10 protein-coding genes are annotated in these 11,878 nt (G+C 66.3%); 4 read left to right on the top strand and 6 right to left on the bottom strand.

Translation table 11 applies throughout. The annotated features are described in order from the left end of the window. Positions 1-8: 8 nt before the first annotated feature. A complete protein-coding gene (locus ACWW36_RS22975; RefSeq protein WP_456138265.1) occupies positions 9-329 on the top strand; it encodes a hypothetical protein in 321 nt (106 codons plus the stop codon). A gap of 3 nt (positions 330-332) precedes the next feature. On the opposite strand, the gene ACWW36_RS22970 is transcribed toward ACWW36_RS22975, so the two are convergent. From ACWW36_RS22970 to ACWW36_RS22960, 3 genes are read right to left on the bottom strand one after another with little or no spacing between them, the layout of a single operon-like run. Next, positions 333-1,538, bottom strand: a complete 1,206-nt coding sequence (locus ACWW36_RS22970) for a CHAT domain-containing protein (protein WP_456138264.1) — start codon at positions 1,536-1,538, stop codon at positions 333-335. Then, entirely contained in the window at positions 1,529-3,151 is a 1,623-nt protein-coding gene (locus ACWW36_RS22965) for a hypothetical protein (RefSeq protein ID WP_456138263.1), read from the bottom strand. The genes ACWW36_RS22970 and ACWW36_RS22965 overlap by 10 nt, the downstream gene beginning before the upstream one ends. Positions 3,152-3,210: 59 nt before the next feature. Then, complete coding sequence (locus ACWW36_RS22960) at positions 3,211-3,681, bottom strand: lipoprotein LpqH (protein WP_456138262.1); 471 nt, start codon at positions 3,679-3,681, stop codon at positions 3,211-3,213. A gap of 119 nt (positions 3,682-3,800) precedes the next feature. Here ACWW36_RS22960 and ACWW36_RS22955 point away from each other — a divergent pair, with 119 nt between their 5' ends. Further along, positions 3,801-4,964: a winged helix DNA-binding domain-containing protein gene (locus tag ACWW36_RS22955; protein ID WP_456138261.1), complete on the top strand. Its 1,164-nt coding sequence runs from the start codon at positions 3,801-3,803 to the stop codon at positions 4,962-4,964. A 51-nt stretch (positions 4,965-5,015) separates the two neighbouring features. Here the strand turns inward: ACWW36_RS22955 and uvrA are convergent, their stop codons facing one another. After that, entirely contained in the window at positions 5,016-7,925 is a 2,910-nt protein-coding gene (gene uvrA / locus ACWW36_RS22950) for an excinuclease ABC subunit UvrA (protein ID WP_456138260.1), read from the bottom strand. A 97-nt stretch (positions 7,926-8,022) separates the two neighbouring features. Here uvrA and ACWW36_RS22945 point away from each other — a divergent pair, with 97 nt between their 5' ends. Continuing rightward, complete coding sequence (locus ACWW36_RS22945; protein ID WP_456138259.1) at positions 8,023-8,703, top strand: MBL fold metallo-hydrolase; 681 nt, start codon at positions 8,023-8,025, stop codon at positions 8,701-8,703. Between the two features lie 6 nt (positions 8,704-8,709). On the opposite strand, the gene ACWW36_RS22940 is transcribed toward ACWW36_RS22945, so the two are convergent. Further along, the gene (locus ACWW36_RS22940) at positions 8,710-10,017 is read right to left on the bottom strand and encodes a cytochrome P450 (RefSeq protein ID WP_456138258.1); all 1,308 of its coding nucleotides are present in this window, start codon (positions 10,015-10,017) and stop codon (positions 8,710-8,712) included. A gap of 65 nt (positions 10,018-10,082) precedes the next feature. On the opposite strand from ACWW36_RS22940, the gene ACWW36_RS22935 reads away from it, so the two are divergent. Next, positions 10,083-10,967: a fructose bisphosphate aldolase gene (locus ACWW36_RS22935; RefSeq protein ID WP_456138257.1), complete on the top strand. Its 885-nt coding sequence runs from the start codon at positions 10,083-10,085 to the stop codon at positions 10,965-10,967. A 12-nt stretch (positions 10,968-10,979) separates the two neighbouring features. Here the strand turns inward: ACWW36_RS22935 and ACWW36_RS22930 are convergent, their stop codons facing one another. Continuing rightward, positions 10,980-11,795: a lysophospholipid acyltransferase family protein gene (locus tag ACWW36_RS22930; RefSeq protein ID WP_456138256.1), complete on the bottom strand. Its 816-nt coding sequence runs from the start codon at positions 11,793-11,795 to the stop codon at positions 10,980-10,982. Positions 11,796-11,878: the final 83 nt, after the last annotated feature.

The following is an 11,878-nucleotide window of genomic DNA, read 5'->3' as shown; positions in this document are numbered from 1 at the left end:
CTCGTCGCATGTCCGATGCATTGTTGCTCTCGCTTTCCGGCCTGGTTTTCCTCAGCGTCGCGTTGGTTCTGTTCACCCCGGAACGGTCGGTCGTGAAGTCCCGGGGAGTCGTCGTCGGCATCCGAATAGCCGGTGCCGCGCGGCAGGACTTCCGCGAGATCGAACTCGATGTGATGGTCAGCAGGCCCGAGGGTGGACAATTCCCGGCCCGGGAAAGGGCCGTGATCCCGGCGACGCTGCTGAGCAAGGTCTCCCCCGGCAACATCATTGACACCTACTACCACCGTGGCGACGAGTCGGCGGTCGCGGTCTGCGTGCCGCGGGCCTGACTGTCACCGGGCACCGTCGACCGCGAAGCTGACCAGCGCCGCCCAGTAGAGCGGGCTGGCGGCCAGGTCGCCGTCGCGCCACTGGCGCATGCGTTCCCGTTGCCAGCGGTTCACTGCGCGTCCCGCGTCGGGTTCCTCGTGGGCATCATCGACGGCGATGATCGCGTCGGCCATCGGATCAGCCTCCGGCCCAACCGTTTTCGGGGCGAACTGGCGGTAGCCGGCCGCGGTCGGCAACGACCACAGCGTGGCCGTCACCAGTTGCGCGCCGCCGAGGATCATCGCTGCGACCAGACCGGTCGCTTCGTCGAACTGGTAGTCACCGCCGGATGCACAGGCCAGCAGGGCGACCCGCGGCGGCATCGGCAGCTTCGCGGTCATCAGATCGGCCGCGGCGAGTGGGCGCGCGTCGGCGAGATGCAGGGCCGCCCGGTCGGCGTGGCCGACGTCTCCGTCCGCCGCGGTCGCGTGGCCGACGAACAGCAGCCGGCTTGGCGCCTTCTCGAGTAAGAAGGCCAACCAGTCGCGGTCCGCGTCGCTTCGCCGGAACAGCTCGACCGCCGTGGAGACGTCGGGCAGCACGGCTCTGCGGCCAAGCAGCGCAGCGAAATGCCGTGCCAGCGGCGTGTCCGGTGATGGCCTGCCCAGCACCGAGCCGAGTGCGGAGTCGGGCCGCTGCCCCGGCACTCGCGGGTCGAGGACCAGAAGCGGCGGGCCGTCGCGTCGGCTGTCCCACACGGCGGCCGTGCGCGGCGAGTTCGCGATGTTCGGCGGGGCGGCCATCAGCACATCGACGAGTTCCATCAAGCGGTGGCCGTCGTCGCCGGGCATCGCAAGCAGTGCCCACGGCACACGAGCCATGCGGGCGCTGGGCGACACGAATAGGACGCCGCGCGGCGACGACACGCAGTCGGTCAGCAACTGCCAGGCCGCATCGGAAATCAATTGTTGGCCCAAGGAGCAAGCGAGCGCCAGTTCGGTGTTGGGTGCCGAGAACGGGCCTTTCGCGATGGCGCGGTCGACGGCCTCCCGCCGCGTCTCCGAGCCGCATGGGTCCGGCAGCGCGCCGGCCAGGTCGTCCAGCGCCGCAACGAGATCGGCTTCCTCGACCACCCAGGTGACCGTCTTGGATGGCTGGCCGACGACCCGCAGGCTGGCATAGGTTGCGATGCCGACGTCGGCGAAGCGCAGAAGAAGGGTTACGGCCATGTCGACCAAGCGACTTCGTCGGCAGTGACGGCCGCGCCGTACCGCTCGGATGCCAGTCCGCGATAGCGACTCAGGATCGGTGGCGTTTCGGGATCCATCCGCAGCGGCGGAAGAGGCCCGAGCCGGGTCAGCGCACCACCGCCCGCCATCGCAGAGCCAGCCGCGACGAGGGCATAGTCGTCAACCGTTTCGACCGGCACCGTGGCCGTCGCGGTCTCGGTCCAGTCGAGCGGCTGGGCGTCCGGCTCGGTGCTGAAACTTCCTCGCGCACTGTGGTATTCGATGAGTTCACCGAGCAGCTCGGTGTTACCCCACTCCCAGGCGACCGCGAAGGCGCCGGCGAGTATGCGCGCCGAAACATGGTTGGCCCATCGCATCCGCGCGTCCGCGTCGGTCATCGCGTGACGTACCGAGTCCACCGCCAAGGCTGCGGGTACCTTGAGTTCGGCGGCCTGCTCGAGTTTGGCCTTGGCAGTGCCGGGGTCCGCCAGCGCCTCTGCGCGCAGGATGCTCCCGAGATGGTCGTCAAGCCGGGCATACTGCAGCCAGCTGTGGCGGGGCCAGGAGTCCAGCAACTCACGGGCCTGCGCGACCCGCTCGTGAGCCGCCGCGAAGTCGTTGCGGAATATGTCAACCCAGCTGCGTTGCAACAGGATGCGGTGGATGTGAAGCGGCTTCTCCACTTCGCGCCAGTGCCGCTCGGCATGACCAAGACGCTCGTCGGCATCGTCGAAAGCCCCGACCGAGATGCTGATCAGGCCGAAGTACAGCCAGCACCGCGACACGTCGTGGGCGCGCAAGTGCTCGGCGATCGACGGATAGGCCCCGTGGACCAGGCTCTGGGCCTGTGCACGATCGTTTGCCGCCCATGCCGCCGTCGCCCGCTCCAATTGCGTTCTGGCCGTTGCCAATTTCCATTCACGACGCTTGGCGCGGGCGCCCGCGCGCTGCAGCCACGGCTCGGCCTCGGACAGTCGGCCCGTTTCGACGCAGAACCGGCCGTAGCCGGTAGAACCGAGGACGAGCAGGTGATCATCGAATTCGCTGTCTCCGCAAGGGTTTTCGATGGCGTCGAGCACCTGCTCCCAGAGCGGAACCGACTGCACGTGGAGATCGTCGTCGCACAGGGCGACCGCGCACAGAATTCGGGCGTAGGTGATCAGAAACCTGTGTTCGTCTTCCAGATCCGCGAAACCGGGCGAGGTTTCGTCGGTGAGGGCTAGTAGCCCAGCCTCTGCGGCTTCGTGGTCGCCGTGCGCGGCGGCCAGACCGGTCCGGAGAAAACCGGCCCGACGGGAGTATCGGCACAACATGTGGTCGATCTCCTCGTCGGACATGGTCACTTGTGCCGCGGCCTCAGGGTTGGTGCCCGCGCGGATAGCCCGGTAGACGGCCAGGCAGTCGTGGATGCGTCGGACAGCCTCTTCGACGCCGTCGTACGCGGTGCGAACCAGGTAGATCTCGCCCAGTTGAGCGAGAACCTCCAGCATCAGATCGTCCCGGTCGGCCTGTTCGATCTGCTGCATCAAGGACAGCAGCAACTCCTTCGCCGCTTCCTCGTTGGCGGCGAAGGTCAGGTGGCGAGCACGCTCGAGCTCGCCGGGGATCGTCACGGTTGAATCATAGGAAGTGACGGACGTGCTGAGCACGCCCGTCACTTCCCCTCGGATGGTCAGCTGCAGGTCACCTTCACGGTGAACGGCTTGGTGATCATCCCTGCCATCGGGTTCTTGATGTCGGCGCCCGAGGCTTCACCAGTGATGGTGTACGTGCTGCCGTCAACCTTCACGTCGGCCTTGCCGACCGGCGCACCCATGTTGGAGACCGCGAGCGCGTTGCCGTCGACGACCATGCCCAGCGACTCCACCTTCGGAGTGGCCTCGTCGGTCATCACGATGCCCAGGCCCTGCTGGCCGCCGACCGCGCCGCTGGCGACGTTGATCTTGCCGCCCTGCTTGACGCAGGTCACCGACTTCAGATCGAGGCCGGCCAGGTCCTTGCCGTCCACCTTGACCTCGGTGCTGCCGCCCGTGCTCACCCCTGAGGCCGTGCCCGACGCGGGACCGCCCTTGTTGTCAGAACATCCCACCAGCACAGTTGCGGCGGCGGCCAGTCCGACCACACCCACGACAACTCGATTCATCGATCTTTCCCTTCGTCGTACGTCGCCCCGATGGCGTCCGTCGTGGGGCCAAGTCAAGATCGGCAGGATCGCTACCGATCCCAAACTTTGTCGGGCCTCGCGGGTACGGTTCGCAGGCGATGCGGTCATTCACGGTTGCCGAGCGGCGGGCGCGGCTGGCGCGACGGCACTTCCTGGGCGAACGGGCGGGGTCGATCGAAGGCGTGGTCGACGACCTCATCGGGTTGCACACCACCGACCCGGCCACGCCGTATTTGTCGCTGTGGGCGCGGTTGCCGGGATTTGTCGTCGGCTCGCTGGACGCGGAGCTCTATGAGCGCCGCACCGTGGCCAAGCATCTCGCGATGCGACGCACGCTATGGACGGTGCGGGCGGTTGACCTGCCGTTGATCCAGTCCGGTGCCAGTGATCGAGTGGCCGACAACGAGCGTCGGCGTCTGGCGGCCGACGCGGTGAAAGCGGGGCTCACGGCCGACGGTGAAAAGTGGCTCGACACGGCGTGCGAGGCGGTGTTGCGGTACCTGTCCGAACACGGGCCTGCCAGCGCCAGGGAGCTGCGGGCGGCGCTGCCGGAGCTGGCGGGCACGTACGACTATGCGCCGGGTAAGCGGTGGGGTGGTGAAACTCCTTTGGCGCCAAGGGTTTTGACGGTGCTGTCGGTCCGCGGTGACATCGTCCGCGGACCAAACGACGGTGCGTGGACGGTTTCGCGGCCGCGCTGGGTGGTGGCGGCGGATTGGCTGAGGTCGGTGTCGAAGCCCGCAGCGCCCGAGATTGCACGTCGCGAACTGGTCCGCCGTTGGCTTCGGACGTTTGGACCGGCGACGGTCAACGACATCAAGTGGTGGTTCGGCAACACCTTGACGTGGGCGCGACATGCGCTGAACGACATCGACGCCGTCGAGGTCGATCTGGACGGCGTGGCCGGTTGGGTGCTGCCCGACGATCTGGAGGTCGAGCCGGACGTCGGGCCGTGGGCCGCGCTGCTGCCGGGCTTGGATGTCACGACGATGGGGTGGTACGAGCGCGAGTGGTATGTCGGCGAGCACCGTCATCAGGTGTTCGACAGAAACGGCAACGGCGGCCCGACGGCGTGGTGGAACGGCCGGATCGTCGGCGCCTGGGGCCAAGACGACGACGGCCACGTCGAGGTGCGGCTACTCGAAGACGTGGGGCGCGACGCCAAACGGAAACTGCAGCGGCGAGCCGACGAGCTGACCGAATGGTTGGGCGGCGTGCGCGTCAGCCCGCGGTTCCCGTCGCCCCTGTCGAAACTGCGGTGAGATCGCACATTCGCGCCAGATCGCGATCTGTGCGCAGTCTCGGCGAAGAGACTAGGCGCTGACCTTGCGGCCGTTGCGGCTGTTGCGCCGCTTGGGCGTTGGCCGCGGCACGTCGAGAATCCCCGCCAGGAAATGCCCGGTGTAGCTGTCGGTGTTGGCCGCGACGTCCTCCGGCGTTCCCGCTGCGACCACCGAGCCGCCGCCGCCCCCGCCTTCCGGGCCCATGTCGACGATCCAGTCGGAGGTCTTGATCACGTCGAGATTGTGCTCGATCACGATCACCGTATTGCCTTTGTCCACAAGGCCGTTGATCACCCCGAGCAGCTTGCGGATGTCTTCGAAGTGCAGGCCGGTGGTCGGCTCGTCGAGGATGTACACCGTGCGACCCGTCGACCGCTTCTGCAACTCCGACGCCAGCTTCACGCGCTGCGCCTCACCACCAGAGAGCGTCGGCGCCGGCTGCCCGAGCCTCACATAACCCAGGCCCACGTCGACCAGCGTCTGCAAGTACCGGTGAATCGAGGTGATCGGCGCGAAGAACTCCGCCGCCTCCTCGATCGACATGTCGAGCACCTCGGCGATGGTCTTGCCCTTGTAATGCACCTCGAGCGTTTCCCGGTTGTATCGCGCGCCGTGGCATACCTCGCACGGCACATACACGTCGGGCAGGAAGTTCATTTCGATCTTGATCGTGCCGTCGCCTGAGCACGCCTCACAGCGACCGCCCTTGACGTTGAACGAGAACCGGCCGGGCTGATACCCGCGCACCTTGGCCTCGGTGGTGGCCGCGAACAAGGTACGGATCTTGTCGAACACGCCGGTGTAGGTGGCCGGGTTGGACCGCGGCGTGCGCCCGATCGGCGACTGATCGACCCGCACCAGCTTGTCGACCTTGTCCAAACCGGTGACCCGGGTATGCCGGCCCGGCACCTGCCGTGCACCGTTGAGCTTGTTGGCCAGCACCGACGCCAGGATGTCGTTGACCAGCGTCGACTTTCCCGAACCGGAGACACCCGTGACCGACGTCAGGACGCCGAGCGGGAACGACACGTCGATCTCGCGCAGGTTGTGCTCGCGCGCACCGACCACCGTGAGCTGCCGCCGACGGTCGACGGGCCGCCGGATCCCCGGCACCTCGATTTCCTCTTTGCCCGAAAGATAGGCTCCGGTGAGCGAATTCGGGTTCTTCAACAGTTCGTCGTATGGGCCGCTGTGTACGATCTGGCCGCCGTGCTCACCGGCCGCAGGACCGATGTCGACCACCCAGTCCGCATGCGCGATGGTGTCCAGATCGTGTTCGACGACGATCAATGTGTTACCCAAATCCCTTAGCCGTATCAGGGTTTCGATAAGACGACGGTTGTCGCGCTGGTGCAGCCCGATCGACGGCTCGTCGAGCACATAGAGCACGCCGACCAGCCCGGAGCCGATCTGCGTGGCCAGCCGAATCCGTTGTGCCTCACCGCCGGACAGCGTCGCCGCGGCACGCGACAGCGACAGGTAGTCGAGCCCGACGTCAAGCAGGAACCCGAGCCGTGACTGGATCTCCTTGAGCACCTGTCCCGCGATGGCCTGCTCGCGCGACCCCAGCGTCAGCCCGTTGAGGAATTCCGCACACTCCGCGATCGACAGCTCGGCTACCTCGGCGATCGACTTGTGGTCCCGATCGGAGGCCATGGTGACGGCCAGGATCTCCGGCTTCAGCCGTGTGCCATTGCATTCCGGGCACGGCACGTCGCGCATGAAGCCTTCGTAGCGTTCCTTCATCTGCTCGGAGTCGGTCTGCTCCATCTTGCGCTGCAGGAACGCCATCACGCCTTCGAAATCGGCGTAGTACGAACGGGTTCGGCCGTAGCGGTTGCGGTACCGCACGTGCACCTGCTCGTCGCAGCCTTCGAGAATCGCCTTGCGCGCCTTGGCTGGAAGCTTCTTCCACGGGGTGTCGACGTCGAAGCCGAGCTGATCGCCCAGCCCCGCGAGCATCCGGGTGAAGTATTCGGCCGTCTGGCCCATCGACCACGGCGCGATGGCGCCTTCGGCCAGCGTCAAGTCCGGATCCGGGACGACAAGGTCGGGGTCGACTTCTTTCTTGATGCCAAGGCCGGTGCACTCCGGGCACGCGCCATACGGCGAGTTGAACGAGAACGACCGCGGCTCCAAGTCGTCGACCGCCAGCGGGTGGCCGTTCGGGCAGGCCAGCTTCTCGGAGAAGCGCTGCTCGCGGTGCGGGTGATCGTCCTCTCGGTCGACGAACTCCAGCACGACGATGCCGTCGGCCAGGTTCAGCGCCGTTTCCACCGAATCGGTCAGCCGCTGCTTGGAGCTGGCCTTCACGGTCAGGCGGTCGACGACCACCTCAATGTCGTGTTTTTCCTGCTTCTTGAGCTTCGGCGGATCGGTCAGCGTGTGCACGACCCCGTCGACGCGTACCCGGCTGTAGCCCTGCGAGTGCAACTTGTCGAACAGGTCGACGAACTCGCCCTTGCGGGTCCGCACCACCGGCGCGAGCACTTGGAACCGCAGGCCCTCATCCATGGCGAGGACCTGGTCGACGATCTGCTGCGGTGTCTGGCGGGCGATCCGCTCCCCGCACACCGGGCAGTGCGGAGTCCCGGCCCTGGCGTACAGCAGACGCAGGTAGTCGTAGACCTCGGTGATGGTGCCTACGGTCGAACGCGGGTTGCGGTTGGTGGACTTCTGGTCGATCGAGACGGCCGGCGACAGGCCTTCGATGAAGTCGACGTCGGGTTTGTCCATCTGGCCGAGGAACTGCCGCGCGTACGCCGACAGCGACTCGACGTACCGTCGCTGTCCCTCGGCGAAGATCGTGTCGAACGCCAGCGACGACTTGCCCGACCCGGACAGACCGGTGAAGACGATCAGCGCATCGCGTGGTAAATCGAGGTCGATACTGCGCAGGTTGTGCTCGCGCGCACCCTTGACGATCAGGCGGTCAGCCAACTGTGTCCCTTCTCAGTCCCTACCGCACGACATAGTTCATGCCCATGCTATGTGGCCCCTCCGACAACCCCCAGCCAAGCCGGATACCGTGAGCCATATGACAGTCGTCGACGACAACTACACCGGCCATGTGGAGCCCCGAACCGCGGCCCGTCGCAGCCTTCCTGGCGCGTCGATCGTCAAGGTGTCGGTGGGCCAGATGGACAACAACGCCTACCTGGTGACGTGTTCCCAAACCGGCGAGACGCTACTCATCGACGCCGCCAACGACGCCGAGATCCTGCTCCAGCTCATCGAACGCTACGCCCCCAAGCTGTCCCTGATCGTCACCAGCCACCAGCACTGGGATCACGTGCAGGCGCTGGCCGAGGTGGCCAAGGCCACGGGTGCGCCGACCGCCGCGCATCAACTCGACGCCGATCCGCTTCCGGTCCATCCCGACCGCATCCTGGCCAACGGCGACACGATCAAGATCGGTGAACTGTCCTTCGACGTCATCCACCTTCGAGGACACACGCCGGGATCGGTCGCGCTGGCCCTTGACGGCGCCGACCCGGAAACTGGGGCGACCCACCTGTTCACCGGTGACTGCCTGTTTCCCGGCGGCGTCGGCAAGACCTGGAAAGAGGGCGACTTCGAGCAACTCCTCGGCGATGTGACCAGCCGCGTGTTCGACGTCTACGGCGACTCGACGGTCGTGTATCCGGGCCACGGGGACGACACCACTCTCGGGACGGAGCGGCCGCAACTCGATGAGTGGAAAGCGCGCGGCTGGTAGACCGGCTCAGGCCGGAACTGTCCACTCGACGGGCAGGCGCTTGATGCCGTGGATGAACGCCGAGTGCAGGATCGCGGGCTCTTCGACGGCGGCGATGTCGGGAATCTGTCGGTGAAGCTCCTCGAACAGCACCCGTATCTCACGGCGGGCGAGGTTGGCGCCCAAGCAGAAATGCGCGCCGCCACCGCCGTAGCCGACATGCGGATTGGGATCCCGCGTCACGTCGAACAGCCACGGATTGGCGAACTTCGACTCGTCGCGGTTGGCGGAGTTGTACCACATGGAGATCTTGTCGCCGGCCTTCATCGGGATGCCGCGCATCTCGATGTCCTCGGTGAGATTGCGCCGCATGAAGATAACCGGGGAAGCCCATCGGACGATCTCCTCGACGGCGGTGGCGGCCACACCGTCGAAATCCGACCACCAGATGTCCCGCTGCTCGGGGTAGCGGGTGAGCGCAACCATGCCGTGGCTGATCGCATTTCGCGTCGTTTCGTTGCCCGCCGCCGACAGCAGGATGAAGAACGAGGCGATCTCCGCCGACGTCAACCGCTCACCGTCGACCTCGGCCTTGACCAGGTTCGTGGTCAGGTCTTCGCCGGGCCGGGCCCGGCGTTCGTCGGCCAACGCGACGCCGTATTCGGCGATCTCGGTGACCGTCTTGATGACCTCGTCGAACTCACCGGACTGCTCGTCGTCGCCGACACCGAGGATCACGTTCGTCCAGTGGAAGACCTTCTCCTCGTCCTCATCGGGGATGCCCATCATGTCGCAGATGATCTGCAGGGGCAGCGGACCGGATACTTCGGCAACGAAGTCGGCGTGCGCATCGCGATGGTTGGCGAGCAAGTTCGTCACGAGCGTGCGGGCCCGGTCGCGCACGCTGTCCTCGATGCGGCCCACCACCTTCGGCGTGAACGCACGGTTGACGATCTTGCGCAGCCGCAGGTGCCGCGGATCGTCCAGGCTGATCATCGAGCCCACGAACTCTGCGATCTCGGCGGGCACGTCGTTGAGCGCCGTGCTCGTGGGGATCGAGCTGAAAATCTCGGGATGGCGGCTGGCGTGGTGCACGTCGTCGTAGGTCGAAAGCGCCCAGTGCCCGGCGCCCGGTGCGAAACCCGCGATCTCGGGGACCTCGAAGAAGGTGATCGGGGACTCGCGGCGCAACGTCGCAAATGCGCCGTCGCGCAGATCGTCATCCCAATTCCAGAACTCCACAGTCCCGAGGTCGATGTCCGCGAGGGGCACATCCGGCGGTGGCGCGCCGTTCTTGCGGGGCGCGATGGGAGTCTTGATGATCGTTGCCGTCATGACTGACCTCTCCGTCAGCCCGAGTGTGGCATTAGTAGATTGCTTGGGAAGGAGAAAGGGCGGAAATGAACAACGACCAGTTCAACAAGGCCAAGACCGGTGCCGGCTTCATCGCGGCGCTCGACCAAAGCGGTGGTAGCACCCCCAAGGCGCTCAAGCTCTACGGCATCGCCGAGGACGCGTACTCGAACGACGAGCAGATGTTCGACCTGGTGCACGAGATGCGCACCCGCATCATCACCAGCCCCGCGTTCGGCGGCGACCGCATCATGGGCGCGATCCTGTTCGAGATGACGATGGACCGCACGATCGAGGGCAGGCCCACCGCCGATTACCTGTGGAACGTCAAGAACGTCGTGCCGTTCCTGAAGATCGACAAGGGCCTGGCCGAGGAGAAGGACGGCGCGCAGGTGATGAAGCCGATGCCGGGCCTCGACGCGCTGCTCGACCGCGCGGCCGAGAACGGCGTCTTCGGCACCAAGGAACGATCGGTCATCAAATTGCCGGGCGCCGGCCTGGACGCGGTCGTGGCGCAGCAGTTCGAGGTCGCTGAGCAGGTCATCGCCAAGGGCCTTGTCCCGATCATCGAGCCCGAGGTCGACATCAAGAGCCCGCGCAAGGCCGAAGCCGAAGACCAGCTGAACGATGCGCTGCTCGAGGGCGTCAACAAGCTCCCCGACGGCCAGGTCGTGATGCTGAAGCTGACGCTGCCCGAGACCGACAATCTGTACAAGCAGCTGGTCGACCACCCGAAGGTGCTTCGCGTGGTGGCGCTGTCCGGCGGTTACAGCCGGGACGAGGCATGCGAGCGCCTGGCCCGCAACAACGGCGTCATCGCGAGCTTCTCGCGGGCGCTGACGGAGGGACTGACCGCTCAGCAGAGCGACGAGGAATTCAACGCGACGCTGGACGCGGCGATCGCCGAGATCGCCAAGGCGTCGAGCACCTAGACCTCAGCGGCCTCAGCCGACGATCGGCAACCGGCGCCGGCGGCCCAGCTCGTCGAGGACGGACTGCATCACCCAGCGGATGTGCTCGTCGACGGCATCCAGATCCGGGTGCTTGCCGAACCGGGCGGCTATGTCGATCGGCGGCAGTACCTGGGTCACGATCTTGGTGGGCAGCGGCATGTTGAGCGGCAACAGCACACTCAGGCCAAACGGGAAGCCAAGCGTGATCGGCAGCATGTCGCTCCTGGCGATCTTGCGCCCGAGTCCGCTCAACCCGAGCGCTCGCGACAGCCATGTGCCGCGCGTGAGGTAGAGCTGGGTCTCCTGCGCGCCCACGGACACCGCGGGGACGATCGGCACGCCCGCCTCGAGGGCAGTGGCCACGTAGCCGGTGCGGCCGCCGAATCCGATGTGATTGCGCTCCACGGTCGGCCGGTATGCGTCATGATCACCGCCGGGGAACACCATCACGACGGCACCGCGGTCCAGCGCCGCCGCGGCGTTCTCGCGAGTCGCCCGGACCACTCCGGTCCGCCTCAACAGCTCGGCGGCCGGCGTGTTGAACAACATGTCGTGGGCCAGCGTGTAGAGCGGACGGTCATAGCCGTACTTGTCGTAATAGCCGACGGCGAACACCGACATGTCCGGTGTGAGAAGGCCACCGGAGTGATTGCCCACCACCAGCGACGGGCCCGGCGGGATGTTGGCAAGGCCGCGAACTTCAGAACGGAAGTAGCGCTTGACAATTGGCCGGGTAAGTCCGACCACCCACTCGGTGAGGCCCCGGTCGAACAACTCGACGTCTGTGTGTGCAAGAGCTTGTGTCATGGCTGCTCCTACCTGTATGTCGCGATGGTGCGACGGCAGGCCGTGACCCGGCCAGGGTCGAAGAGCAGCAGTTGCCGGTGACC

It is taken from the genome of Mycobacterium sp. MMS18-G62 (genome assembly GCF_053877835.1).
Note: the sequence above shows the minus strand (reverse complement) of the source record. Positions and strands in the feature narration are given on the sequence as shown.